General features: G+C 69.4%; 19 protein-coding genes. 12 read left to right on the forward strand and 7 right to left on the reverse strand.

Annotation, left to right across the window (positions count from 1 at the left end; translation table 11 throughout):
• The first annotated feature begins 603 nt into the window (after positions 1 to 603).
• Entirely contained in the window at positions 604 to 3,057 is a 2,454-nt protein-coding gene (locus ACIQGV_RS38525; RefSeq protein WP_402503871.1) for a SpoIIE family protein phosphatase, read from the forward strand.
• A gap of 228 nt (positions 3,058 to 3,285) precedes the next feature.
• Here ACIQGV_RS38525 and ACIQGV_RS38530 read toward each other — a convergent pair whose 3' ends face one another.
• Positions 3,286 to 5,061, reverse strand: coding sequence for a M4 family metallopeptidase (locus ACIQGV_RS38530; RefSeq protein ID WP_402503873.1), 1,776 nt, complete (start codon positions 5,059 to 5,061; stop codon positions 3,286 to 3,288).
• A 395-nt stretch (positions 5,062 to 5,456) separates the two neighbouring features.
• On the opposite strand from ACIQGV_RS38530, the gene ACIQGV_RS38535 reads away from it, so the two are divergent.
• From ACIQGV_RS38535 to ACIQGV_RS38545, 3 genes are all read left to right on the forward strand, one after another.
• Complete coding sequence (locus ACIQGV_RS38535) at positions 5,457 to 6,119, forward strand: TetR/AcrR family transcriptional regulator (RefSeq protein WP_402503875.1); 663 nt, start codon at positions 5,457 to 5,459, stop codon at positions 6,117 to 6,119.
• A gap of 197 nt (positions 6,120 to 6,316) precedes the next feature.
• Complete coding sequence (locus ACIQGV_RS38540) at positions 6,317 to 8,032, forward strand: TIGR03767 family metallophosphoesterase (RefSeq protein WP_402503877.1); 1,716 nt, start codon at positions 6,317 to 6,319, stop codon at positions 8,030 to 8,032.
• Between the two features lie 313 nt (positions 8,033 to 8,345).
• A complete protein-coding gene (locus ACIQGV_RS38545; RefSeq protein WP_402503879.1) occupies positions 8,346 to 9,002 on the forward strand; it encodes a TetR/AcrR family transcriptional regulator in 657 nt (218 codons plus the stop codon).
• Positions 9,003 to 9,021: 19 nt separating this feature from the next.
• On the opposite strand, the gene ACIQGV_RS38550 is transcribed toward ACIQGV_RS38545, so the two are convergent.
• Positions 9,022 to 10,116, reverse strand: coding sequence for an amidohydrolase family protein (locus ACIQGV_RS38550; protein ID WP_402503882.1), 1,095 nt, complete (start codon positions 10,114 to 10,116; stop codon positions 9,022 to 9,024).
• Positions 10,117 to 10,401: 285 nt separating this feature from the next.
• Between ACIQGV_RS38550 and ACIQGV_RS38555 the strand changes: the two genes are divergently transcribed.
• Positions 10,402 to 11,070 carry a TetR/AcrR family transcriptional regulator gene (locus ACIQGV_RS38555; protein ID WP_402503885.1) on the forward strand — a complete coding sequence of 223 codons (669 nt, stop codon included), beginning with the start codon at positions 10,402 to 10,404 and terminating at the stop codon, positions 11,068 to 11,070.
• Positions 11,071 to 11,274: 204 nt separating this feature from the next.
• Positions 11,275 to 13,329, forward strand: coding sequence for a Stk1 family PASTA domain-containing Ser/Thr kinase (gene pknB / locus ACIQGV_RS38560; RefSeq protein ID WP_402503887.1), 2,055 nt, complete (start codon positions 11,275 to 11,277; stop codon positions 13,327 to 13,329).
• An 87-nt stretch (positions 13,330 to 13,416) separates the two neighbouring features.
• On the opposite strand, the gene ACIQGV_RS38565 is transcribed toward pknB, so the two are convergent.
• From ACIQGV_RS38565 to ACIQGV_RS38580, 4 genes are all read right to left on the reverse strand, one after another.
• Positions 13,417 to 14,988 (reverse strand): MFS transporter, encoded by a 1,572-nt coding sequence (locus tag ACIQGV_RS38565; RefSeq protein ID WP_402503890.1) that lies wholly within the window; start codon positions 14,986 to 14,988, stop codon positions 13,417 to 13,419.
• Positions 14,989 to 15,000: 12 nt separating this feature from the next.
• A complete protein-coding gene (locus ACIQGV_RS38570) occupies positions 15,001 to 16,050 on the reverse strand; it encodes an amidohydrolase family protein (RefSeq protein ID WP_402503893.1) in 1,050 nt (349 codons plus the stop codon).
• Between the two features lie 271 nt (positions 16,051 to 16,321).
• Positions 16,322 to 17,113 (reverse strand): 2-keto-4-pentenoate hydratase, encoded by a 792-nt coding sequence (locus tag ACIQGV_RS38575; protein WP_402503895.1) that lies wholly within the window; start codon positions 17,111 to 17,113, stop codon positions 16,322 to 16,324.
• Positions 17,110 to 17,742, reverse strand: coding sequence for a TetR family transcriptional regulator (locus tag ACIQGV_RS38580; RefSeq protein ID WP_402503898.1), 633 nt, complete (start codon positions 17,740 to 17,742; stop codon positions 17,110 to 17,112). The genes ACIQGV_RS38575 and ACIQGV_RS38580 overlap by 4 nt, the downstream gene beginning before the upstream one ends.
• A 138-nt stretch (positions 17,743 to 17,880) precedes the next feature.
• Between ACIQGV_RS38580 and ACIQGV_RS38585 the strand changes: the two genes are divergently transcribed.
• The 6 genes from ACIQGV_RS38585 to ACIQGV_RS38610 all read left to right on the forward strand — a co-directional run bounded on the left by ACIQGV_RS38585 (position 17,881) and on the right by ACIQGV_RS38610 (position 24,573).
• The gene (locus ACIQGV_RS38585; protein WP_402503901.1) at positions 17,881 to 19,479 is read left to right on the forward strand and encodes a bifunctional 3-(3-hydroxy-phenyl)propionate/3-hydroxycinnamic acid hydroxylase; all 1,599 of its coding nucleotides are present in this window, start codon (positions 17,881 to 17,883) and stop codon (positions 19,477 to 19,479) included.
• Positions 19,480 to 19,487: 8 nt separating this feature from the next.
• On the forward strand, positions 19,488 to 20,351 hold the full coding sequence (locus ACIQGV_RS38590) for an alpha/beta fold hydrolase (RefSeq protein ID WP_402503903.1): 864 nt from the start codon (positions 19,488 to 19,490) through the stop codon (positions 20,349 to 20,351).
• Positions 20,348 to 21,355: a VOC family protein gene (locus ACIQGV_RS38595; RefSeq protein WP_402503905.1), complete on the forward strand. Its 1,008-nt coding sequence runs from the start codon at positions 20,348 to 20,350 to the stop codon at positions 21,353 to 21,355. Before ACIQGV_RS38590 ends, ACIQGV_RS38595 begins: the two co-directional genes overlap by 4 nt.
• 295 nt (positions 21,356 to 21,650) lie before the next feature.
• Positions 21,651 to 21,983: a hypothetical protein gene (locus tag ACIQGV_RS38600; protein WP_402503907.1), complete on the forward strand. Its 333-nt coding sequence runs from the start codon at positions 21,651 to 21,653 to the stop codon at positions 21,981 to 21,983.
• Positions 21,980 to 23,620 (forward strand): cation acetate symporter, encoded by a 1,641-nt coding sequence (locus tag ACIQGV_RS38605; RefSeq protein WP_402503909.1) that lies wholly within the window; start codon positions 21,980 to 21,982, stop codon positions 23,618 to 23,620. The genes ACIQGV_RS38600 and ACIQGV_RS38605 overlap by 4 nt, the downstream gene beginning before the upstream one ends.
• Before the next feature lie 242 nt (positions 23,621 to 23,862).
• Positions 23,863 to 24,573, forward strand: coding sequence for a DUF2993 domain-containing protein (locus ACIQGV_RS38610; protein ID WP_402503939.1), 711 nt, complete (start codon positions 23,863 to 23,865; stop codon positions 24,571 to 24,573).
• Here the strand turns inward: ACIQGV_RS38610 and ACIQGV_RS38615 are convergent.
• The gene (locus ACIQGV_RS38615) at positions 24,557 to 24,850 is read right to left on the reverse strand and encodes a hypothetical protein (RefSeq protein WP_402503911.1); all 294 of its coding nucleotides are present in this window, start codon (positions 24,848 to 24,850) and stop codon (positions 24,557 to 24,559) included. The genes ACIQGV_RS38610 and ACIQGV_RS38615 overlap by 17 nt on opposite strands.
• Between the last annotated feature and the right edge of the window lie 228 nt (positions 24,851 to 25,078).

Here is a 25,078-nt window from a genome sequence, read left to right on the forward strand (position 1 = left end):
CCGCCACCCGGGACAACGGACCGCCCTGCGCCAGCGTCTGACCGACCGTGTGGGACCGGACTGAATCGACGTCCTCGCCGTGCAGGACCAGGCCCGCCGGACCGGGCGGCCGCTGCCCGTCGGCAGCCGCTGACCGTCCACGAGCCCCGCATCGTCCACCTCGGCTACGAGATCAACGGGCTCATGCCGCCCCAGCCGATCGCCCCGGCCCAGCAGCAGCAGCAGCAGCAGCAGCGCAACGTCACCCGGCTCTTGCACGGCTTCAAAACGTGGCCGACTTCATCGACTCGGTCTGACCCATGAAGCGCGCTCTTCTGGTCGGCGTCGACCCGTACACCGATTATTCCCAGCTCAGTGGGTGCGAGGAGCGTCCGGTCTCCGGCGGGGCCGGAGCCGGGTTCTGCGGCGTACCGGATCAGGTCGCGTGGCACACCGCCAGCCAGAGCGTGAGCGAGGGCTGCGAAGTGCTCAGGGATGCCATTGACGGGCCCGCTCGTCGGGGATGCCGACGTGGGAGGTTTCTCCCCATAGCGTCTCAAGACGTACCGAATGGCCCCTTCTCCTATGATGGCCAGGGGGCAGGCCAGGAACGGACTGATGCCGATGAGCGGACCCGCGAATCCCAAGGGGGCCGGCGCGGGAGAGGAAGGCCCGCCGCCGGAGCCCTGTCCCGCCACCGCCTGGGTGGACCAGGTGGGCACCGTCCAGCTGTGGAGCGCGGAAGCGGAAGCTCTCCTCGGATACCCGGCGAAGGAGGTCTGCGGCACACCGGCCGTGGAGCTGCTGGCCACGTATGGGGACCGCGAAGCGGCGCTGGCCTGGCGCGACCGGCCTGGCGTCGGCCGGAGCTGGGACGGCGTTCTCGCCTTGCTTCACCGTGGCGGGCGCGTGGCGAGGATCGCGCTGCGTGTGCGCCCGCTCACGGACCGGGAGGGCCGGGCGGGATGGTCGATCCGCGCAGGGAACGCTCGGCAGGTTGAGCGGGAGGACATCGACCGGGCAATGATGCGGGCCCTGTTCGAACAGTCTCCCGTCCCCATCGCCATCATGGACGGCGAGTTGCGGTACCGGTTGCTGAACGGAGCGGCGGAGCAGGTCCTCACCCGCCCTGGAGACCAGCTCATCGGCCGACACGTCGGCGCGGACACCTCTCAGGTCGACTCCGCGACGATCGACCGGGCTCTGCGGCAGGTGCGGGAAACCGGTGAGTCCGTCCTCGGCCTGTCGGCGCGCGGGAGTCCTGCGGCCGGTCCGGACCGCGACCGGATGTGGTCGCTGTCCACCTTCCGGCTGACCGGCCCGAGCGACCGTCCCCTCGGCATCTGCCAGACGTACGTCGACATCACCGACGGGTACCGGGCCGAGCGGCGCAAGGAACTGCTGACCAAGGCCGGAGCGGGCATCGGAGCCACGCTGGACGTGGCGCACACCGCGCAGGAACTGGCCGACGTCCTCGTTCCGGACCTCGGCGACGTGGCCTGGGTAGCCCTGTCCGAAGCCGTCCTCGAAGGGGACGAACCCCCGAAGATGCTCGGCCCGGGGCGGTGGAACTTGCACCGGATCGGGGTGGCCCCGCCCGCTGACGGCTGGCCCGCCGGTCTCCCGGCCGTGGGCGCGGTTCCGCCCGCGCTGCCGGATGTCGCGCTTCTGCGGAGAATCGGGCAGGGCGAGACCATCCTCCTGCCCGACCTGGACAGCGTGATCGCCGCGGCTGAGGGGCACTCGGAGCTGGCCCATCTGTTCGTCCCCGAGCACGGCCACTCGGTGATCGCGGCTCCTCTGTTCGCCCGCGGCCTCGTCCTCGGCACCGTGGTCGTCTGGCGCACCCGCCAACCCGTCCCCTTCGGCCAGGAGGACGCGGACCTGCTGACGGAGATGGCGTCCCGGGCCGCGCTCGGCGTGGACAACGCCCGCCGCTACACGCGCGAGCACCGGGCGGCCGTCGCCCTACAGCAGCGCCTGCTCCCCGCAGCCACCACCGACACCCCCGCGGCGGAGACCGCGGGGTTCTACGTGCCTGCGGGAGGCGGAGCGGAGATCGGTGGCGACTGGTACGACGTCATACCCCTTTCGTCCTTCCGCGTCGCCCTCGTCGCGGGCGACGTCACGGGACACGGTTTGCAGGCCACCGCCACCATGGGCCGGCTGCGCACCGCCGTCGACACCCTGGCCGACCTGGAACTGGACCCGGACGAACTCCTCACCCACCTCGACGACCTCGTCCAGCAGCTCCAGGGCGAGGCGCCCCACCAAGAGGACATCGTCGCCGCCAGCTGCCTGTACGCCGTCTACGACCCCGTCACCTGCCAGTGCACCCTGGCCAGCGCCGGACACCCACCGCCCGTCGTGGTCCGGCCCGACGGCACCGTCAGATCCGTCGAGATCTCGCCCGGACCGTTGCTCGGTGTGGGCGGAATGCCGTTCGAGGCGACCACGTTCGACGTCGAGCCCGGCAGCGTCATCACGGTGTACACCAAGGGCGTCGTCTACCGCGACGACCACGATCCCGACGCCGGTCTGCGGCGGCTGAACGACGGTCTCGCGCGGTTCGCCGGCCCCGGCCGTGGTCTGGAGGGTGTGGGACACGAGCTTGTCCGGAGCCTGGGCGATGCTCCGGGCCGCGACGACATGGCCCTGCTCCTGGCACGCACGCGTGCCATCGCTGCGGAGAACACCGCGACGTGGGAATTCCCCGCAGACGCGTCCGTCGTCGCCGCGGCCCGCGGGGCGGCGGCCGGGCAGCTGACCGCATGGGGACTGGACGAGGTGTCCTTCACCACCGAGCTGGTCGTCAGTGAACTCGTGACCAACGCCGTCCGGTACGCGGGCGGTCCCATCGGCCTGCGCCTGATCCGGGAGAACGTGCTGGTCTGCGAGGTCAGCGATCCCAGCAACACCCAGCCACGGCTGCGACGCGCCCGTTGGTCCGACGAAGGTGGCCGAGGTCTGTTCCTCATCGCCCAGCTCACCACCCGCTGGGGCAGCCGCTACGCCCGGAGCGGAAAGACCATCTGGACCGAACAACCCCTCGCCGCTGATCCCGGCACGCTCCGCTAGGCCGTCACGGCCTCCTCGAAGAGGCGCTGCTCGGTCCGTGGCAGACAGCCCGCGGATTTCCTGCACCGTGAGAAGCAACGGCCCCCTGGCCCGGGTGGCTTCACAGGCCCTCCGACCAGGGGGCTGCTTCAGAGCACGGCAGTCCGGCAGCAGCCGACGCCCTCGATACTGCGCAGGGCGTCTCGGCCACTGGGCCGGCAGGACGCGCTCAGGTGCCCGGAAAGAGCGTCAGTTCGGCAGCTCGATCGGGATACCGGTGACGCTCACGGCGTCCCAGGAGTCGCCGACCGCGGTGTACTCGGCGCTGTCCTCTCCGTACAGGTCCGCTGCGGCCTGGAGGGTCGCCACGCGGGCGAGCTTGTAGTTGGTGAGGGCGGTCATGTACGTCGTCAGAGCCCGGTACCAGATCGCCTGCGCCTTGTCACGGCCGATGCCGGTCACGGCGGAGCCGTTGCAGGTCGGCGAGTTGTGGACGGTACCGTTGATCGTCTTCTCGCCCGAGCCCTCCGCGAGCAGGTAGTAGAAGTGGTTGCCGATACCGCTGGAGTAGTGGACGTCGACCACCTTCGCCCGCGGGCTCCAGCAGCCGAGGGAGTCCCCGTCGGAGGCCGGGTCGTCCATGCGGCGGAAGCCGGTGTGCTTCTGGAGGTCGAACTGCTCGCCGATGAGGTAGTCGCCGCGATCGGTGGCGTTGTCGGCGTAGAACTCGACCATCGTGCCGAAGACGTCGGAGGTGGCCTCGTTGAGCCCGCCGGCCTCGCCGAAGTACGCGAGCCGCGCGGTGTTCTCCGTGACACCGTGGGACATCTCGTGTCCGGCGACGTCCAGTGAGGTCAGAGGACCGAACTCGACGCCGTCGCCGTCGCCGTAGGTCATCTTCTCGCCGTCCCAGAACGCGTTGACGTACTTGTGCTGGTAGTGGACGCGGTTGTAGGAGCCCACCGGGATGTCCCAGATGCCCTGACGCTTGTGCACGTCGTTGTAGTAGTCCCAGGTGACGTCGGTGCCGTACTGGGCGTCAGCCGCCGCCGAGTCGCGCGCGTCGGTCGTTCCGTCGCCGAAGACCGTCGTGTCTTCAGCGACCGGCACCCCGTTCCAGCAGTAGCCCTCGGTGCTGCACAGCGGTCCGTCACTGAGGTTGAGCATGTCGGTCGTGAAGGACCATCCGTGGGCGGGGTCCTGCATGACGTAGCCGTCGGCCAACGGCACCACACCGAGTTCCACGTCGCCGCTGTAGAGCGTCCTGCCTGTGGCGGGAACGCCCTGAAGGGATCCGTCGGACGCCCTCTGGCGGGCCTTCGCCTCGTCGAACGCCCTGCTGTCCTGGGATTCGGCGGTATCGCCGGACGCTGCGGCGGCCTTCGTGACGTCCGTGGCGCGCAGGCTCCGGATCTGCTGGACGTCACGGATGACCTTGCCGCTGGCCGCGTCGACGTAGGTCGCCAGGCGGCTCGGCGTCCCGTCGTACTGTGTGCCGGTGGTGGTCACCTCCCACGCGAGGCGCGGGGTGCTGCCGGTCGCGTCGACGACCAGGCGCGGCTCACCGTCGGTCTTGACACCGGAGATGCCGCGCAGCCCGTCCCGGGCGGCGAGAGCCTCGGCGACGGCGCGGTCGGCGGCGACGCTCGCACGGCTCGCCAGATTCAGTGGCGCGCCGAGGGTCTGCGATATACCTCTCCACGCGCCGTTGCGCTTGAGGTGGACGACGAGGTCACCCCCGAGGACCGGTATGCCCTTGTAGGTGCGGTCGAGCCGTGTGTGCGTCGTGCCGTCCGGGTCGACGAGCGTGGAGACGGCGCTGAAACTCACGCCGCTGGAGATGCGCGCGTCACGCGGGTGCTCACCGAGTGCCTGGATCGCAGCGGTGGCCAGCCCATCGGCGTTCCTTCCCGCCCCCAAGCTCACCACGGACACTTTCTGCTGAGCCGCATCGCTGGAACTCGGCAGCAGCGTGACGGCGCTGATGCCGGAACACAGTGCGAGCGAGATGCTGAGCCTGCGCATGGCGCGACTTCTTTGCGTGGGCATGTCAAACCTCGTGCTCGAGTTGGATGAAAAGCGCTCAGTCGGGGCGAGCCCACCGCCCGCGACGCGGACCGTGGCTCATCGGCCAGGGATTGCGAACACCCCGCCCGCAGAGGTGAAACCGCAGATCATCCGGCCGATGACGGTCGATGGCTGATCGACCCCTCATGACTGATCTATCGATCAATCTAGCCATCCTCCTCGCCCCAGGTCAATGCCGGCTGATGATTTCATCAATTCTGCGGACCCTGGGGTGAAACCCGGCCCTCAGGCGGGTGCCGCGGCACGGCTGGGTGAGCTCGGACAAGAGCGCGACTACCATCACAGGTGACCGGACCATCAGAATGAGTGCCGCGGTACTGAAGGCAGGCTGCATGACCCCCGAGGCGAACACCGCGAAGTCCGGCAGGACCCCCGGAGGACGGACGGGCCGCCAGAGGGCACGCACGCATGCGGCGCTCGTGTCAGCCGCGCAGACCCTCCTGGCTCAGCGGCGGACGCACGTCACCATCCGGGAGATCACCGAAACCGCCAACGTGGGCTTCGGCTCCTTCTTCAACCACTTCACCTCGAAGGAAGAGCTCTTCGAGGAAGCGATCCACGTGACCCTCGCGAACCACGGCGAGGTCCTGGACAGCCTTACGCGGGGCATTGACGATCCGGCACGCGTGCTCGCCCTGGGCATCCGCAGCACCGGACGGCTGCAGCGGAAGCAGCCCGAGATGGCCCGCATCCTGCTTCACCAGGGCACCAGACTGCTCCTCGACGACGCGGGCCTGACCGCCCGAGCCCGGGCCAATCTCGCGGCCGGCGTGAAGTCGGGGCGGTTCGCCGCCCCTGCGGACGTCGAGTTCGCCCTCATGGCGATCCTGGGAGCCCTGCTGGGTGTGGTGCAGTTCCTCGATGCACATCCGGAGGCCGATGCCGGCGCATCGGCCGATCAGCTGGCAGAAGGCGTGCTCGTCTCACTCGCCGTGGAATCGAGCGAGGCGCGCCGCATCGTACGAGAGCCTCTGCCTCCCGCGTTCGACATCTGACCCCTGCGGCCGGCGCCCACCTCCGAGGGCCGACCAGCACACCACTCCCACCGCCTTCGGGCAGGTGCCGGACACCCCTCGCGCCCTCCGGATGTTCACCTCGCAGCCATCAACCGTCCCCTCCCGCCTCCTACGGTGACCACAACATCACTACTGATCATGTACTCAGACTTGTGCGCTGAGGGGACGGAGCAGACATGAGCGGGCTGACGAGACGCGAACTGATCGCTTTGGGCGGCCTGGTGGGAGCAGGAGTAGCGCTCGGAGGCACTGCCGCAAGGGCCGCGTCCCTCGTTGCCGGTACGGGACGGGCGATATCGGTGGACGGCACCACTCTCCAGGCAGTTGCCACGCCGGTCACGGCCGGCACCGACTCCTACACGCGCCTCGCGTCAGGCCCGGGCTGGCCACTGGTGGTGCGCGAGGACCTTGCGACCGGGCGGGCGAGCCGCGACGACCGTCGTACGGCTGTGACCGCATTCGCACAGCTGACGGACCTGCATGTGCTGGACGCTGAGAGCCCGGCACGGTTCGAGTACGTGCACCCGCTGATCCCGTCGGCACACCGGCCACAGGAGGCACTGGCCCCGGTGGCGACGATCGCACTGGTGGAGCGGATCAACGCCTTGCGCGACGGGCCGTTCACCGGCCGCAGGCTCGATGCGGTCATCACCACGGGCGACAACACCGACAACCACGAACTGCTCGAACTCGACTGGTTCCTCGCCCTGCTCAACGGCGGGCAGTTCACCCCGACATCAGGCGACCCGGCCCGGTTCGAAGGCGTCCAGACCTCCGGCTCCTCGCACTACTGGAACCCCGGCCGTGCGATCGCCGGGGCCTGGACCGACAAGGGCTTCCCCACGATCCCGGGGCTGCTCGAAGCCGCCGGGAAGACGGTGACCTCACCCGGCCTCGCCCTGCCGTGGTTCTGCACGTTCGGCAACCACGACGACTCCGTCGCCGGGACGCTGGCCGACATGCCCGGCACCGAGGAGTGGTACACCGGCCGCTGGAAGGTGATCGGCCGCGACGAGGGGGACATGCGGCGCATCGCGCGTGCGCTGCGCGAGCCGGGACCCTCCCTCTCGGTCAAGGATCTGACCAGCGCAGGGGTCGTCCGCGAAGTCACCCCCGACCAGCGCCGCCGCCCGTTCACCCCGGGCGAGTTCGTCCGCGCGCACCTGGAGGCGCCCGGCCGTTCCGGACCCGCCGGGCACGGCTTCACCGAGGACAACGCGGACGGCCAGGACGTCTACTACTCGTTCTGCCTGGCTCCGGGCATCACCGGCATCTCCCTGGACACGACCACGACGGCGCTGGCTGACGGCTCGATCGGGCAACGCCAGCTCAGGTGGCTCGAGAGGCAACTGCGGCAGAACAGCTCGGTGTACTGGACGAATGACGGCACGCGTGTGCGCCAGTCCGTGAGTGACGAACTGTTCGTACTGTTCAGCCATCACACGTCCACGACGATGGGTAACCTGCTGCCCGACCGTCGGCATCCGCTGGACCCACGGCTGCCCGGCGCAGCACTCGTGGCACTGCTGAACCGTTACCCGAATGTCGTCGCGTGGGTCAACGGGCACACGCACGCCAACAAGATCACGCCGCACGCCGGCGACCGGCCCGAACTGGGGTTCTGGGAGATCAACACCGCCTCACACATCGATTCCCCTCAGCTCGCCCGGCTGATCGAGGTCGCCGACAACAAAGACGGCACGCTGTCGCTGTTCACCACGCTGGTCGAGGCGGACGCCCCGTACGCGGCCGGATACGGCGACTTCTCGGCGCCAGGTCTGGCATCGCTGTACCGCGAGCTGTCCTACAACGACCTGCACGTAAACCTCGACCAGTTGGGTGAGACGACCGACCGCAACACGGAACTGCTCCTGGTCAACCCCCTGGCATAAGAGCTCCCTCGGGGACGGTGGGCTCGCAAGCTCGTCGCAACGTCGCAGGCGCGGAGCGCCGGAGCTGCGGCGAACGCCTGAGCCGGGGGCCGTGCCCCTTGCGGCAGTTCGCCGAGGGCTGCGACGAGGGCGTCGCGCAGCCGGCTGGCCGGATGTACTTCCGGCAACGGTGACCGGGCTTCTCAGTGGCCGCCCGGTGCGGAGTCTCCTGGACAGCGTCCTGCTGCGCGGCTCCAGGCGTTTCCGACCGGGCACCCGCCGCCGGCCTCGGCAGCCTCACCGCCGGTACATGACAGTGATCTACGCTGGTGCCATGCCAGAGCAGAAGCCGCCCCGCGCCGAGACCCGCTTCGAACGCCGCCGGGCCCAGACCCGGCGCTCCCTGATCGCCGCCGCTCGCGTCATCCTGGCTGAGGAGAACGCGATGCCGGACACGAGCATCCAGAAGATCGCGGAACAAGCGGATGTCGGCTTCGGAACGTTCTTCAACCACTTCGAAAGCAAGTCCGCACTGTTCGACGCGGCCGTGGCGGACGCGCTGGAGGAGTACGGGCAATTGCTGGACGACGTCACGGCGGTGCTCGACGACCCCGCCGAAGTGATCGCCGCCAACGTCCGTCTGACCATCGGCATGGTGGGCACCCACCCGGAGCTGGCCAAGATCCTCCGCCACCGCGGTATGGCACAGCTGCATGCCGAGAGCGGTCTCGCCCCCCGGGCCCTGCGTGACATCGAGGCCGGCGTGGCCAGCGGCCGCTTCACGGTGGACAGCCCTGACATCACGCTCTCGGCGGTGGGGGGCGCGCTGCTGGGACTGCTCGAACTCGAATCCCGCCACCCAGGGGTCGTGGGCCCCGAGACCAGCGAGCGGACAGCCGCCCTTGTCCTGCGCATGCTCGGCTTGTCTCCCGAGGACGCTGACGACGTCGCCCGGCGCCCGCTGCCCCCGGCGCCGCCACCGCGCGCCTGAGGGGCAGGCGGGCTCCCCGTCACTTTTCCAGGCGCTTGACGAGACGGGGGAACTGCTTTCGCGCGTTGCCCCGCTCGACCCTCAGCCGCTCGTTCGAGGTGAAGGCCTCGTCGAGCTGAGGAGCGGGATCCCCGGCGGCCGGGAACAGCTCCGCGGTGAACGGCCAGTCCGTGGCGAACAGGATGTGACCGACACCGGTCAGCTCCTTGACCGACTTCATCGACTGCGGAGCAGGAGACAGGGCGGTGTCGACGAACAACCGCCTGTACAGCACGCTGGCGTCGTCGAGCCCGTCGAGGCCGAGCAGTTGCGCCAGTCCCACGGTCCTGGAGTAGAGCAGGCTGGTGCGGTACGAGATGTACGGCAGTGTCCCGCCTGCGTGTGCGCCGAGCCAGCGGATCCCCGTGTAGCGCGTGTAGATCTTCTTGTAGAGCATGTTGACCAGCGCGCGGGTGGTGTCGAAGGTGAACTCGTAGAGGAACGGCGGCAGATCCAGGTCAGGGTAGTGCTGCGGGGTGACCGGGTGGATGAAGACCATCGCGCCCAGGTCGTCCAGCGCCTCCATCAGCGGGTCGAGACGGGGGTCTCCCAGATAGCCCCCGGCGTAGCTGCTGAAGATGCCGATACCGTCCAGCTTGAGCTCGTTGATCGCCCGCCTGGCCTCGGTGATGGCGTTCTGGATGTCGTCCGGCGAGCTCAGGTCTCCCAGGGGAAGCAGCGCGAAGCCTCCGAAGCGCCGGGCCAGGTTGGCGTCACGGGTGTGGACCAGGGTCTCGCTGATGTAGTCGTTCAGCTTCTGGGCCATCTCCATACGCGCCTCGGACGTCGGCAGGTACTCGACACCCGGTTCGGAGACGGAGACGACCTGGGTCTGGATCCCGTAGCGATTCATGAAGTCCACCGCCAGCTCCGGAGTCCAGTCAGGGACCGGCACACCACCGATGTCAGTGATGTCGTGGTCGGCCAGGGACTCGCGGTAGAAGTCCGGGATGATGTGGCAGTGCACGTCGATGCGGTAGTTGCCCGCAGGAAGTGACGCCGGTGCCGCGGCAGCAGCAGCCGCCCTGTTGGCGGCCAGCGCGGCCGTGCCGCCGACCGCTGCGGCACCGGCCATGCCGGCGGCCTTCAGCACACCTCGCCGACCGAGTCGGCGAGAGGGGGAACGATCACCTTGGACCATGACAACTCCTAGTGACGAGGATTGCTGGAGTCGCATGCCGCTCCCGGACCGGATACGGGCGGGGCGAAGCATGCGGAATGCGGGATCACACGACGTCTCGGCAGGATCCGGTCGAGGCGGATCTCCTGTCGGCACTGACGAGATCATCGGATTCGTCGATCAGATTCGTCTACCTCGATCGGTTTTGATTTTTTCATCAACATGAGTAGCGTGTCGCGCATGGCTGAAGCAGCGGACAAACCCTGCACGACCCATCCACCGCAACCCGGTCAATCCGAACGCCTCTCCCGGCAGAGGGCGCGCACTCGGGCTGCCCTGCTGGGGGCGGCACAGCGCTTACTCTCCGAGCAGCACCGCGCGGACATGAGCATTCGGGAGATCACCGAGGCGGCGAACGTCGGGTTCGGTACCTTCTACGGGCATTTCGCCAACAAGACGGACCTGCTCGAAGCGGCCATGTCGATGACTCTCGAACAGCACAGCGTGCGACTGGAGTCAACGGTTGCGAACCTGGACGACTCCGCTGAGGTGTTCGCCGTGGGTGTGCGGCTGACGTGCCGTCTTCAGCGCAACCATCCTCAGGTCGCGCGCATCCTGCTCCGCGTGGGCCTCCCCCGCCTGGTGTCCTCGGTCGGACTGGCCCCTCGGGCCCGTGCACTCCTGCGCGCGAGCGAGGCCGCCGGCCGCCTGCGCGTCGGAGACCTCGAAGTGGCATTGGCGAGTACCGGAGGCTCCCTTCTGGGACTCATGCAGCTACTCGACGCCGAGCCGCACATGGATGCCGAGAAGGCCAGTGACCACCTGGCGGCCAACCTGCTGCGCATGTTCGGCCTGCCGCACGACGATGCCTGGGACGTGGCCACACGTCCGCTGCCCGTACTCGGCTGACCTGCCTGGCCCCGGCCTCTGCGGACGGATTCGGTAGCACGCCAACACTGCTGCGCAACTACGACCATCGGCCCTCTGAGTCGAAAGGGGTGGCGACGTGTCCATAGCCGCCACGCACGAACGCCCGCAAGAACCCGCCCGCCTGTATCTCACAGGCGCAATCGCCGCCCAGTACCGTGCGTCGGCCTCGCACGGAGGCGTCCAGTGAGCCTCGGCGGGCCGGACGACCGGGCCTCCTCGTACACCGGCAGCGCCCATTGGGCCAGTGGTGACGGACCGCACCACGCCGGTGCCGCCGCCTGGCCTACGGCACCGTCCCACAGTGAGGCGGGGCGGGCTCTGGGCGGCCGCTACGTTCTGGGCCACCTGCTCGGCCGTGGCGGCATGGCCGAGGTCCACCTGGCTCACGACACCCGCCTCGACCGCGCCGTCGCCGTGAAGACACTGCGCTCCGACCTGGCCCAGGACCCCGAACTCCAAGCCCGGTTCCGTCGCGAGGCACAGTCCGCCGCATCGCTGAACCATCCGGCCATCGCCGCGGTCTACGACACCGGCGAGGACGTGCCGTACAACGGGCTGGTCGGCGGCACGGCGCCGCACGGCGGCCTGTCGCTGCCGTACATCGTGATGGAGTACATCGAAGGGTTCACCCTGTCCGAACTCCTGCGCTCCGGACAGACATTGAGCCCCCAGCATGTCCTGGACATGGCAATCGACGTACTCCAGGCGCTTGAGCATGCACACCGCAGCGGCATCGTGCATCAGGACATCAAACCCGCCAACGTCATGCTGACCTATACCGGTCAGGTCAAGGTCATGGACTTCGGGATCGCCCGCGACGTCCGCGACAGCGGCCTGTCCCAGACTTCGCCCGTCGTCGGAAACGCACACTACCTCTCCCCCGAACAGGCCATGGGACTGCGGGCCGACGACCGTTCCGACCTGTACTCCCTCGGCTGCCTGCTGTACGAACTGCTCGCGTTGCGGCCCCCGTTCACCGGTGACTCCCCGATGGCCGTGATGTACCAGCACATGCAGGACGCGCCGTGGCCACCGAGCCACTACAACCCGGCGGTCACCCCCGAGACGGACGCCATGGTCTTGCGTGCCCTGGCCAAACACCCCGAGCTCAGGCCTCGGTCCGCCGACGAGATGCGTGCCGAGGTCGAGGCATGCCTCGGAAGAGGCGTGTCCCCCGTCATCACTGCTCCCCCTTCGGAGACGGACGAGTACGGTGAAGTGCGAGGGCTCCCGGAAGACATGGATGAGGAGCCTCCGGACGGAGGCAACAGGAAGGCTGCGGTCCTGCTCGGCGCGACAGGCCTCCTCGTGGTCGCGGGCGCACTGCTGATCGGCTGGCTGATGTTCGGGAGCGACGGCGCGGCCGACACCGTGACCGTGCCAGATCTCGTCGGTGAGACTCTGGACGCTGCTCGCACCGCGGCAGACAACACCGGCCTGACAGTCACCGTCGGCAGGAGCGCGCCCTGCGAGGATCAGCCCAAGGACCACATTTGCAGCCAGACCCCGCAGAGCGGAGAGGTCGACAGGGGAGAAGCGATCTACGTCGTGGTATCGACCGGATCCCCGGAGGTCGAGGTCCCGGACATCACGGACAAGGACGAAGGCGACGCGTCGCGAATCCTGGAGGACAAAGGCTTCAAGGTGAGGCCCAGGCACGTCGAATCCGAGGAGGAGCCCGGAACGGTGCTCGAACAGGATCCGGCAGGTGGCCGCAAGGTCGAGAAGGGCACCGAGATCACCCTCACCGTGGCCGAGGCGGCCGACAGGTCCACCGTGCCGGACCTCACCGGCAAGACCGTCTCCGAGGCCGAGGAGTTGCTCGCCGAACACGGCCTTGCGCTGGGCAGCACGACGGAGGTCGAGGCAGACGAGGGGCTGGAAGCCGGAACGGTCATCGGACAGAGCATCCCGTACGGCACCGAGGTCGAGCCGGACTCCTCGGTGGACATCAAGGTGGCCAAGTGGGTGGAAACGGTGCAGGTACCCGTCGGCATCATGGGCAAGACCCTTGCCGAGGCGCGGAGCGACCTGCAATCCCTCGGGCTTCAGGTCAGTGTCGCATCCGACGCGTCCAGCGCATCGGATGCGGTCGTCACCTCGAGTGTTCCGCAGCCCGGAGCCGAGGTGGCCGCGGGAAGCACGGTGACGGTCATCACCGAGGAACCCTCGGACGAGGCGAGCGCAGCCCCGTCGGACACCAGCACGCCACTCCCCGATTCCTCTCACAGCGACTGACTCACCGAGCGGCCGAAGTCGGTGCTCTCCCGGTCCGGGTCGGATGTCCGTCGCCGGAGTCGCCACGTTGTGTGGCCGGCGCGGAGCTCAGTCGGATGTCGGCGGTGTCTGCGGTGCGCGGAACAGGCAGCCGATCGCGGCGGCGAGAACGATGACGCTGACGGCGATGAGCGAGGCGGACAGTCCGTCCATGAAGGCGGACTTGACGCCGTCCGCCAGGGCCGCGCCCCGGACACCGAGCTGATCTGCGACGTGCAGGCCGGCTGCGGCGGAGTCGCGTGCGGCCTCGGCGGCTTCGGCGGGGAGCTGGTCGAGAGAGTCGGGCAGGCTGGAGCGGTAGCGGCTGCCGTAGATCGATCCCATGAGAGCGATACCGACGGCCGAGCCGACCTCGCGTGTGGTGTCGTTCATCGCGGAGGCGACTCCCTGCTGGCCACGGCCGAGCGAGCCGGTGATGGCAGAGGTGCCCACGGCTCCGGACAGGCCGATGCCGAAGCCCGCCAGGATGAGGCCGCCGAGGAACGGCAGGTAACCGGATCCGACATCGAGCCGGGAGATGACGAACAGGCCGGCGCTCAGCAGGAGCAGGCCGACGGTCATGGTCGCCTTCATCCCGACCCGTCGCACCAGGTGAGGGGTGGCCTGGGAGGTGGGCAGGACGACGACGGCGACGGGCACGAGGGCAGCGGCGGCCTTGAGCGGGCTGTAGCCGAGGATGAGCTGAAGGTACTGCAAGCCGACGAAGAAGAACCCGAAAACGGCCATGAACTGCACGAGGACGGTGATCGCGCCGGCCCGGAAGCCGCGGATACCGAAGAGAGCGGGGTCGAGCAGGGGGTGCTCGCTGCGCAGGCCCAGCCAGGCGTACGCGGTGAAGGCCAGCATGGTCACCACCAGGGCGGCGATCACGGCGGGTTCCGTCCAGCCCTGCTCATTGCCCTGAATGATCGCGAAGACGAGGGTGCCGATACCGACGGCCGTGGAGACAGCCCCGGGCACGTCGGGCGAGGAGGGGTGCTCGTCCTTGGTGTTGGGCGACAGGAGGAGGGCGGCGATGGCGGCCACGAGGGCGACCACGGCGCTGGTGACGAAGATCGACCGCCACGAATACCACTCCAGCAGGGCTCCTGCGGCAAGCATGCCGATGATGGCTCCGGCGGCGGCGAATCCGGACCAGGTGGCCACGCCTTTGGTGCGCTGCTCGGGAGGGAAGGCAGCGGTGATCGTGGACAGGGTGCCCGGCATGATCATCGCGGCCCCCAGGCCCATGACGACCCGCCAGACGATGAGCGTGGTGGTGGAGTCGGCGAAGGACGCCGCCAGGGAGGCGACGCCGAAGACGATGGTGCCCGCGATGAGGACGTCGCGGCGCCCGATTCGGTCTCCGATCGCACCGAGCGGCAGGACGAGAGCGGCCAGGGCGACGGTGTAGCCGTCGGCGATCCAGGTCAGTGAGCCGTTGGTGGCCGACAGGTCGATGGCGAGGTCGGGCAGGGCGAGGTTGAGCGCGGAGACGGAGGCGACGACGAGGACCAGGGACAGGCACATGGCGAAGAGCACGCCGTTGTGCCCGGCCCGGCCGGTCGCGACGACGTCCTGCCGGGCTTCGGGCTGGCTGCCGGGCTGGCGGTCGGGCTTGCGGTCGGGGTTGGTGGACATGAGGAATCCGTCCTAGTCGGTGCCGGGCTGGAAGAGTTTGAAGACCAGGCGCGCAGCGCCGCGCTGGGCCGCGTGGCGCAGGCGCATCGGGGCCGGCAGGGCCGGGGGCGGCGTCTGGGGAGTTGCGGCCAGGCGGGGGAAGAGCGCTTCGGCGTTGGTGCGGTTGACGGCCTTGAGTGTGTCTGGGTCGACGTTGCCGTCGAGGCCGTGGGCGAAGTACTGCCCGGCGGGGGCTGGGGCGAAGGGCCAGTCGCTGCCGAAGAGGACGTGTCCGGGGCGGGCGAAGGCGAGCAGGGTGGGCAGGGCGGCGGGGCTGGCGGACAGGGCGGTGTCGAAGTAGAAGGAGCGGAAGTCGTCCAGGACGTCGAGCGGGCTGCGCGCGGTGTCGTTGGCGATGGTGAGGGCCATGCGGTGTGAGGAGTAGGGGACGAAGCCGCCGGCGTGGCTGAGGATGAACCGGACGTCTGGATAGCGGCGCGGGATGCCGTTGCGGACCAGGAGGTAGGCGGCGCGGGTGGTGTCCAGGAGGAAGTCGGCGGCGAAGGCGGGGATGCCGTCGACCGGGGGTGCGGGAAGCTCGGCCGGGTGGACGAAGACCACCGCGGCGCGGTCGTTCAGCGTCTGCCACAGCGTGTCCTGGCCGTCCGCGCCGAGGTAGGTGCCCCGGGCGTTGGCGAGCAGGGTGACGCCGTCGGCGCGCAGGTCGTCCAGTGCGCGCGCGGCCTCGGTGGCCGAGGCGCCGGCGTCGGGCATGGGCAGGGTGGCGAAGAAGCCGAAGCGGCCGGGGTGGTCGGTGACCAGGCCCGCGGAGTGGTCGTTGAGGCGTCGGGCCAGGTCGGCGGCCTCGGCGGGTCCGGTGAGGAAGCCGGTGCCGGGCGTGGAGACGGAGAGGATCGACGTGGCGGTGCGGAGCAGGTCCATCAGCCGCAGGGCGGACTCGGGACTCCAGTCGGGCAGGGCGCGGCCGCCGGCGTCGGCGATGCCGGCCTTGGCGAGCTCGTCGCGGTAGAAGTCGGGCACCACGTGCTGGTGGACGTCGATGCGTCGTGCCGAAGGGGACATGAAGCGGCCTTTCATGCGGGGTGCGGGGTGCGGTCCGCTGTGTGCGGGTGCGGTCCGCTGTGTGCGAGTGCGGTCCACTGTGTGCGGGGTGCGGGTGCGGTCCGCTGTGTGCGGGGTGCGTCGGGGAAGTCGCGTCGTCCGGCCGTCGACCGAGCACGGCCGACCCGGGCAGCGGTGGGCGACCCGGAAGAAGAGTTCGGGGCAGGTCGGGCAGCGGGGTGTCGCCGGTGCGGTTCGCGGCGTCTCAGCCGGGGTGGGGGGCGGGCTGTCGTCAGATGAAGGACACCGACACGGAGCCGAGGGATCCGAAGCGTGCCTCTGCCTTCTGTCCGGCGCCGATGGAGGGAGCCGTGGTCATGGCGCCGGACAGGATCACGTGCCCGGGGTCCAGTCCTTTGCCGTAGGCGGCGAGAGTGTTGGCCAGCCAGGCGACTGCGGCGGCCGGGTGACCCAGGACCTCCTTGCTGCTGCCGGTCGCCACAGGGCTTCCGTCGACGAGCAGGTCCACGTCCACCGCCGCGAGGTCGGGTGCGTACGCCATCGGAGTCCAGGAGCCGCAGACCAGTCCCGCCGAGCTGGCGTTGTCCGCGACGGTGTCGGCCAGGGTGATCCGCCAGTCGCGGATGCGGCTGTCGACGATCTCCAGTGCGGGCGCGACCGACTCGACGGCGGTCAGCACGTCATCCATGGTCACGCCGGGGCCGCGCAGCGGCCGGGCCAGGCGGAAGCAGATCTCGGGTTCGACGCGCGCAGCGCAGAACCGGGCGGCGCGTACCGTTCCGCCGTCGCGGTGGACCATGTCGTCCAGCAGATGCCCGAAGTCCGGCTCGTGCACGCCGAGCAGTTCCCGCATCGGGGCCGAGGTGAGACCGACCTTGTGGCCGATCACCGTCGACCCGGCGGCCAGGCGGCGGGCGACGTTGTCCTGCTGGACGGCGTAGGCGTCGGCGAGATCGAGGTCGGGCCATGTCGTGGTGAGCGGTTCGACAGGTGCCCTGCGGCGTTCGGCCTCGCGCAGCAGCTGGGCGGCTTCCATGCGCCGCCGGGCAGCCGCCGGCGTCATGCCCTGCCCCTCGCCGCCATGCGTGTCGCCGCCTCGTAGACCAGCTGGGCGTGCAGTTCGAGCATCGCCACCAGGTCGATGTCGTCTCCGTTGATCTCCCGCTGGATGAACAGCCCGTCGGCGCCCGCGACGGCGTAGGTCGTCAGGGCGTGCAGGGACTCCTCGTCGAGGTCGGGGAGGAGCGCCCGGGCCATTTCGGCGATCTTGGTGCGCGCGATGTCGCGGACCTGGAGGAACACCGTGCGGCCGCGGGGCTCGGCGGGACGGCGTTCCAGCGCGAGCATCAGGCCGAGACGGAGGAAGTCGGGGGCGTCGATCAGCGACTTCGCCACGCTCCCCGCCATGGCGGTGACCCGTTCCAGCGGGGTTCCGGTCTCTTCGCTCGGTAGCTCGACGGCGGCGAGCCACGTGTCGAAGCTGCGCTCGATGACCGCGGCGATCAAGTCGTCCTTGTCCTTGAAATGCCAGTAGATCGAGCTGGCGGGCAGTCCGCACTTGGCGCTGACGGCCGCGATCGACGTGCCTTCGTATCCCCGCTCGCCCGCGATCTCCACGGTGGCGTCGAGGATGCGCTGCCGCGACTCCACTCCGTTCGCGCGCTTCTTGCGGGTCGTCTGCGGCTTCGTCATGGCAGGGGCCCTCCCGTCGGTGTGCTTGGCGTCGGCCACTTGACCGTCCTCGGCAACATCCCTACCGTAGCACTCGTTCCAATTGGAGTGAACGATACATTAAGAGCCGTGCAGCATGATCGACAGTGAGGTGGCCTGATGAGCGAGACCGGGGCCGGGACAGAGACCGAAGACAGCGCCTACGACGTGGCGGTGATCGGTTACGGGCCCACGGGCGTGACCGCGGCGAACCTGCTGGGCGCGATGGGACTGCGCGTCGTCGTCCTGGAACGGGACGCCGAGATCTTCACGCGCGCACGGGCCATCTCCACCGACGAGGAGGTCGTCCGCATCTGGCAGCGGATCGGCCTGGCCGAGCGCCTCAAGCAGGACATGCTGACGGAGCGGCCGGTGGACTTCGTCGACGCCGACGGCCGCACGTTCCTCAGCGCGGCCCCCACCCCGCGCGGCCACGGCCATCCCCCGCAGATGTTCATCTACCAGCCGGCGCTGGAACAGGTCCTGCGCGACGGAGTCGACCGCTATCCGAACGTGAAGATCCTGCTGCGCCACGAGTGCCTGCGCCTGCGCCAGGACGCCGACGGCGTGGAACTGACCGTGGTCGGCACGGCCGACGACTCCGTCCACCGACTGCGCGCCTCCTACGTGATCGCGGCCGACGGCGGCACCAGCCTCACGCGAGCCCAGCTGAACATCGGCTACGAGGGCAGGACGTACGAGGACCGCTGGGTCGTCATCGACACCAAGATGCTCAAGCCCTGGCCGAACCACGACAAGCTGCGCTTCCACTGCGACCCGGCCCGCCCGGCCGTGGACTGCCCGACCCCGCTCGGCCACCACCGCTACGAGTTCCCCCTCCTGCCCGGAGACGACGAGAAGCACCTGGTCACCGAGGACGCCGTGTACCAGCTGATCTCCCGCTACGGGATCGGCCGCGACAGCATCAAGGTCCTGCGCGCCACCGTCTACAGCCACCACGTCCGCTTCGCCACCCGCTTCCGCATGGGCCGGATCTTCCTCGCCGGTGACGCCGCGCACGCCATGCCGCCGTGGATCGGCCAGGGCATGGCGGCCGGGGTACGCGATGTCGCCAACCTCTGCTGGAAACTGGACTCCGTCATCCACGGCGAACTGCCCGAGACGGTCCTCGAGAGCTACGAGGCCGAACGCAAACCGCACGTGCGGGAGGTCACCAGGAGAGCGGTGTTCGTCGGCCGCATGATCACTGAACGTCGGCGCCCAGTCGCCCGCGTCCGCAACGGCGCCCTGCGCGCCCTGGACCGCATCCCGGGCTTCGGCGCCTGGATGCAGGACTCCAACTGGATCCCCGTCGCCCGCTACGACGCCGGCCTACAGGCCCGCCCCCGTACCAGGGCGACCGGGCACCAGATCCCGCAGCCCTGGGTGACCGGACCCGACGGCGAACGCGTACGGCTCGACGACGCGCTCGCCGGCCGTTGGCTGCTGCTGCACCGCGGGCTGCCCACCGCGCAGCCCGCGTGGGAGCGCCTCGGTGTCGAGTCGCTGGCCGTTCTGCCCATGGGCTCGCCCCCTGCCGAGGGCGCGATCGTCGACAGCGACGGCGTCCTGCTGCCCTGGTTGACCGAGCGCCGCGTCACCACCGTGGCCCTGCGCCCCGACGCCTACGTCTACGCCGCCTCCGCCGGTGCCCAACTCCCCCCGCCCCCGGCCGGATTCGCCCCCGCGTCACGGCCGGCCACGACCACCACTCAGTGAGGAGCACCATGACCACACCCACAGCAGTCCCCGCGATGCACGAGCGCCTGCTCGACGTCGGCGGCAAGAAGATCTTCGTCGCCGAGACGGGGCAGGGAGACCCCGTCCTGCTGCTCCACGGGGGCGGCCCCGGCGCCTCCGGTGTCTCCAACTACAGCCGCAACATCGCGGAGCTGGCCGAGGAGTTCCGGGTCATCGTGCCCGACCTGCCCGGTTACGGCCGCAGCAGCAAGGGCATCGACCCCACCGATCCCTTCGGTGCCCTGGCCGCCGGCATCCGCGGCGTGCTCGACCAGCTCGGCCTGGAGAAGGCCCACTTCGTCGGCAACTCCTACGGCGGCGCCTGCGCCCTGCGACTCGCGCTGGACACCCCCCAGCGGGTCGACCGCATGGTGCTCATGGGCCCCGGCGGCATCGGCACCACCCGCGCGCTGCCCACGCCGGGCCTGAACAGCCTCCTGAACTACTACACGGGGGACGGGCCCTCGCGGCAGAAGCTGGAGAAGTTCATCCGCAACTACCTCGTCTTCAACGCCGCCCAGGTGCCTGACTCGATCATTGACGCGCGCTACCAGGACAGCATCGACCCCGAGGTCGTCGCCGCCCCGCCGCTCAGGCGCCCGAAGTCGCTGCGCGCGCTGTGGAAGATGGACTTCACCCGCGACAGGCGCCTGAACCGGCTGGCCGTGCCCACCCTGGTGCTGTGGGGCACCGCGGACAAGGTCAACCGGCCGTCGGGCGGCCGTATGCTGGCCGGGCACATGCCCAACTGCGACCTGTACGAGGTCTCCAACACGGGGCACTGGGTGCAGTGGGAGCGGGCCGACCTGTTCAACCAGCTCTGCGCCGACTTCCTGGCGGACCGCCGATGAACACCCCATCCTCGGTCTTCGGCGCCGTCCACCTCGGCTACATCGTCATCGAGTCCCACCGCTTCGCCGACTGGCGCCGGTTCGGCACCGACGCCATCGGCATGCACCACGACGACATCTCCCGTGATGTGATGCGCTTCCGTCTCGACGGCCACGAGTGCCGCTTCCTGATCCGGCGCGGCCCCGCCGAGGACGTGGTGGCGATCGGCTGGCACATCGACGACCACATCTCCTTCGAGCACATCGAGGGTCGCATCCGGGCCCACGGCGTCCCCGTCGTGCGGGGCTCCGACGAGGAGGCGGCCCTGCGCGGCGTGGAACGCCTGCTGCGTTTCCCCGGCCCCAAGGGCATCGTGCAGGAGATCTACACCACTCCGCGCATCTCGTCCGAGCCGCTGCGGATGCTCGCCTCCGGCTGGGTCACCGGCGACTCGGGCATGGGGCATGTCGCGATCACCTCCGCCAAGCCCACCCTGATGCGCGGCTACTACAACACGGTCTTCGACGCCCGCCTGACCGACTACATCAACGAGACCATCAGCGGCGTCAAGCTCAAGATCCGCTTCCTGCGCGTCAACGAACGCCACCATTCGATCGCGATCGCCGCCGTTCGCGGCCTGCCGATCGACCCGATCCGTACCCGCGTCCAGCACCTCAACATCCAGGCCGACAGCCTGGACGACGTCGCCCAGAGCTACCAGCGGGTGCACGAACTCGGCTTCGACATGGCCCTGTCGGTGGGCCAGCACACCAACGACAAGGAGCTCTCCTACTACGCCCGCACCCCCTCCGGCTTCGAGTGGGAGGTCGGCTGGAACCCCCTCGTCATCGACGAGAGCACCTGGGAGCCCTCCACCCACCAGGGCATCAGCATCTGGGGCCACACACCCGTCGGCCAGACCATCGTCGACAAACTCGACCAGTTCCGGCTCGGCGCCCGTTCCCTCGTCCGGCCGGAGAGGACCGTCCCCGCCCTCAGCGGCGCCGGCATCCCCGACAACTGACCCGGTGCGGTCTCTCCGCCGCCCTGCGGGGCGACCGCACTCGCTCGATCCCCGGCAATCCCCGACGCCCCGGCGCTGCGTGCCCACCGTCGCCGTCCGGCACTGCCCGGTCCGTCCGGCACACCGCTCGCCGCGCTTCCCGTCCCGGCATGCCGGGAACCGTGATGTCGGGCCCCGGTTCGTGACCATCCACCTCGCGATAGGACCCCTCATGTCCGTCCCGTTCCACTGGCCCGGCCACGGGCCCCCGTCAGCCGACCGGCCCCATGAGGCTGTCGCGAGCGCCCTGCACCAAGTGCCTCGCACGCTTTCCGGGGCGCGTCGGCGGTTCCTGGCGGTCAACGGCGCCGCCTTCCTGCTCACCGCGCTGCTGTCCACCACGGCCGACGGGCTGTTCACCACCCGACCGGCGAGCAGCATGCCTCTGGGCATCGCGCTCGCCGCTCTGCAACTGGTCACGCTGCTGCTGACCTCATGGCGGTACGACCGCACGCTCCGTCGCCACGTCGATCCGCTCGTCGACTCGATGCGACGTCATGCCCAGCCCGTGCACTCGCAGCCGCCTCAGCCGGGCCCGGCAGAGAGCGTGTCCCGGGGGCCGTACCCATCACCGGGGAGACAGATATGACCGAGCTGTCGCTCGCCGCAGGTTTCGCATCGGTCTCGGGCAGTTCCGACGACCGGGCAATGGTGCTGGCCGCCTTCATGGCATTCATCGCCCTGTCCCTGCTGCTGTGCGTTCTGGCCGGACCCGAGGGCGACACGACGGCCGACTTCTACACCGGGAACCGGTCACTGACGCCCGTGCAGAACGCGCTGGCGCTCACCGGGGACTACATATCCGCCGCCACACTCCTGGGCGTGTCCGGCCTGGTGGCCGTGGCCGGGTACGACGGCATCTCCCTGGCCGTCAGCAGCTGCCTGGCCGTCGGGGTGTTCCTGCTCCTCGCCGGTCCGCTGCGCAATGCCGGCCGCTACACCCTGGGCGACATCCTCGCGCTGCGATCGCCGGGTCCGTCGTCCCGTATCGCCGCCGCCGTGGCCACGTTGGCCGTCTGCCTGCCCTTCCTCGTCCTTCAACTGGCCGGGGCCGGCAGCGCCACGGCACTGCTGCTCGGACTGACCGGGCTGGGTGCCGCGCAGGTGTGCACGGTGTTCGTCGGAGTGCTGATGGTCTGCTTCACGGTGCTCGGCGGTATGCGAGGGACGAGTCTTGTCCAGATCGTCAAGGTGGCCGTGGTGTTCACCACCATGGTGCTCCTCGCCTTTCTCGTCCTGTGGCACTACGGCTTCGCTCCGGGCGCCCTGCTGACCGCGGCCGAGCAGGGGAGCGGGCTTCACGACCGATACTTCGAACCGGGTCACGCCGTGGGAGGCAGCGCGGTCGGCCGCCTCGACTTCCTGAGTCTGCAACTGTCCGTTGTCCTGGGCGGTGCTTGCATGCCGCACGTCCTGATGAGGATCAACTCGGCCGCCGACGGCGCCACCGCCCGCAGGGCGACCCGCTACGCCGTCGCGATCATGACCGTCTTCTTCCTCTGCGTCGTCATCGCCGGACTCGGTGCCGCCGGTGTCGTGGGGGGCCAGAAGATCCGTGGAGCAGACAGCAGCGGCCAGACAGCCCTGCTCCTCCTGGCCGGGGACCTGGGGGGCGGAATCTCGGGCCTTGCGGGCAACGTGCTGTATGCCGCTGTCGCGTGCTCCGTGTTCGTCACCGTACTGGCGGTGGTCGCCGGTATCGCACTGAGCGCCGCGGCCGCCCTGGCACACGACCTCCACGCGCACGCGACACGCAGAGGCCGTATGTCCGAGCGTCGGGAAGTCCGGTCGGCCCGATGGGCCGTAGGAGCCGTGGGCGGACTGGGCATCCTTCTGGCGGCCATGGCCCAGGGGCGGAACCTTCAGTCACTGACCTATCTGGCACTCACCCTCGCCGCCTCCACGGTCCTGCCCGCCTGCCTGTACGGACTGTTCTGGAGCCGGTACAACCGGACCGGGCTGCTGTGGACCGTGTACGGCGGTGTTCTGTGCACCACCGCCCTGTACATCTGCTCCCTCCCCTTCTCAGGCGCGCCCACCTCGCTCCTGCCGGGACACGACATCCATCTCATCGGGCTGCAGTCGACCGCCGTGCTGGCCATACCCGCGGGATTCCTGCTCGGCTGGGCGGGCACCGCCGCCGGGCGGCGTGCACGGCCCACGGCAGGGGCCGGGACGGACCTCCGATGGCGTGAACGGATTCTCGTCGGAGTACGCGAGGAGTGACGTGAGCCGCGGCCCGGCGGTTCTCGCAGAGGCCGCCTGTCCACACCGCGGTGAGCCGGCACGGTTCTCGCCAGGGCACGTGCATACGGCCTCCCGAACACTCGACCGCTCGACCAGTCCACACAGAAGGGGACATCATGAACCCGTACCACCATGACGGCAGCCTCGGACACTGGTCTGAGCCCGTCGACGACTCCGCGCCTGCCCACCCGCCGCGCCGGAGGATGCGCCGCGGGGCCGTCATGGCCGCCATCTGTCTGGTCACGGTGGGGGCGACAGCCGTCATCGTCGACCGTGTCGCGGCGAGTCGTGCGGAGAGCCGTACAGCGAAAGCATTTCAGCGGGGAATGGGCACTCCAGAGCGCCCCGCGGTCGATGTACGCGGCTTCCCCGTCCTGCCGCAGCTGGCCTCCGGCACTCTGCGGCACGTGGACATCACCGCCCAGGACATACCCGCCCGCGACACCAGCCGACCGCTGCCGGTGACCAGACTCACCCTCGGACTGGACGGGTTGCAGACCTCCGGCGAGGCAGACCAGGCCAACGCACGAGCCGTGGACGCGACGGCGTTCCTGTCGTACGAAGACGTGTCGGACGCACTCGGCCTCGAGATCGCAGGAGACAGCGAGCCCGGCAGGGTCAAGGCACAGCTGATCCTGCCGTTCAGCGGTCAGGTCACCGTGAGTACAACTGTGACAGCGATCTCCGCCAACCGCATCGCCTTCACCGAGGTCACCATCACTCAGGGTGATCTGCCGGCTGTGGGACGTGCTCTGCTCAACAAGGTTCTGACTGAACCCGTTCAGCTGCGCAACCTTCCCGACGGTCTGCACCTGCGATCGGTCACCGCCACACCGAGCGGCCTCTACGCGCACCTCACCGGAGACGACGTCACCTTTCGGCCCGGCAACTCTTCAGCGAGCCCGGTACGGCGGCTCACCGGTCGCCGCTGAAGTGGTCGACGACTTCATCGCTGCAGTCGTCCGCGCCGACCCGGACTCGAGTGAAGGCCACCACGCCGTCGTCGTTGCCTTCCCTCTCAGCCTTGGCCAACTGCGTCTCAATGTTCCTGATGTACTCGGCGCACTCGACTCTGACAGGCTCCTCGGGCTGCGCGCCGGGCGCCGGAAAGGCGTCAAGTGCGGCAGTGGCAGCGATACCGGCCACGCACAGCACCGCCCACGCGGCAACAACCCACCTGCGGCGGCTCATCCGTAACGGCTTGGGCATGCGGTCATCCTACGAGCCTCACGCCGGGCCTCTTCCACAACCATAGATCCGAAAGCGACGCAGCCGGCTCCGAAGGAGCAGCCCCCATGCCCGACGAACTGAGCACACCGGAGCAGTTCCACGCCTTCGCCGAGACGGTCGGGTGTGAGCTTGACTCTGTCGGGGGTCTTGGAGTTTCCCGGTGCGACAGCATGGCCGACGGGCATGCTCGGGTAGTTCCACCGACCG

It is taken from the genome of Streptomyces sp. NPDC093094 (assembly GCF_044754345.1).
Taxonomy (GTDB): Bacteria; Actinomycetota; Actinomycetes; order Streptomycetales; family Streptomycetaceae; genus Streptomyces.

What these genes read in the sequence shown, in the direction of transcription:
- ACIQGV_RS38525 (WP_402503871.1), top strand. Translation starts at nt 604, where the DNA reads ATGAGCGGACCCGCGAATCCCAAGGGGGCCGGCGCGGGAGAGGAAGGC.
- ACIQGV_RS38530 (WP_402503873.1), bottom strand. Translation starts at nt 5,061, where the DNA reads ATGCGCAGGCTCAGCATCTCGCTCGCACTGTGTTCCGGCATCAGCGCC.
- ACIQGV_RS38535 (WP_402503875.1), top strand. Translation starts at nt 5,457, where the DNA reads ATGACCCCCGAGGCGAACACCGCGAAGTCCGGCAGGACCCCCGGAGGA.
- ACIQGV_RS38540 (WP_402503877.1), top strand. Translation starts at nt 6,317, where the DNA reads ATGAGCGGGCTGACGAGACGCGAACTGATCGCTTTGGGCGGCCTGGTG.
- ACIQGV_RS38545 (WP_402503879.1), top strand. Translation starts at nt 8,346, where the DNA reads ATGCCAGAGCAGAAGCCGCCCCGCGCCGAGACCCGCTTCGAACGCCGC.
- ACIQGV_RS38550 (WP_402503882.1), bottom strand. Translation starts at nt 10,116, where the DNA reads ATGGCCGGTGCCGCAGCGGTCGGCGGCACGGCCGCGCTGGCCGCCAAC.
- ACIQGV_RS38555 (WP_402503885.1), top strand. Translation starts at nt 10,402, where the DNA reads ATGGCTGAAGCAGCGGACAAACCCTGCACGACCCATCCACCGCAACCC.
- ACIQGV_RS38565 (WP_402503890.1), bottom strand. Translation starts at nt 14,988, where the DNA reads ATGTCCACCAACCCCGACCGCAAGCCCGACCGCCAGCCCGGCAGCCAG.
- ACIQGV_RS38570 (WP_402503893.1), bottom strand. Translation starts at nt 16,050, where the DNA reads ATGTCCCCTTCGGCACGACGCATCGACGTCCACCAGCACGTGGTGCCC.
- ACIQGV_RS38575 (WP_402503895.1), bottom strand. Translation starts at nt 17,113, where the DNA reads ATGACGCCGGCGGCTGCCCGGCGGCGCATGGAAGCCGCCCAGCTGCTG.
- ACIQGV_RS38580 (WP_402503898.1), bottom strand. Translation starts at nt 17,742, where the DNA reads ATGACGAAGCCGCAGACGACCCGCAAGAAGCGCGCGAACGGAGTGGAG.
- ACIQGV_RS38585 (WP_402503901.1), top strand. Translation starts at nt 17,881, where the DNA reads ATGAGCGAGACCGGGGCCGGGACAGAGACCGAAGACAGCGCCTACGAC.
- ACIQGV_RS38590 (WP_402503903.1), top strand. Translation starts at nt 19,488, where the DNA reads ATGACCACACCCACAGCAGTCCCCGCGATGCACGAGCGCCTGCTCGAC.
- ACIQGV_RS38595 (WP_402503905.1), top strand. Translation starts at nt 20,348, where the DNA reads ATGAACACCCCATCCTCGGTCTTCGGCGCCGTCCACCTCGGCTACATC.
- ACIQGV_RS38605 (WP_402503909.1), top strand. Translation starts at nt 21,980, where the DNA reads ATGACCGAGCTGTCGCTCGCCGCAGGTTTCGCATCGGTCTCGGGCAGT.
- ACIQGV_RS38610 (WP_402503939.1), top strand. Translation starts at nt 23,863, where the DNA reads ATGGCCGCCATCTGTCTGGTCACGGTGGGGGCGACAGCCGTCATCGTC.
- ACIQGV_RS38615 (WP_402503911.1), bottom strand. Translation starts at nt 24,850, where the DNA reads ATGCCCAAGCCGTTACGGATGAGCCGCCGCAGGTGGGTTGTTGCCGCG.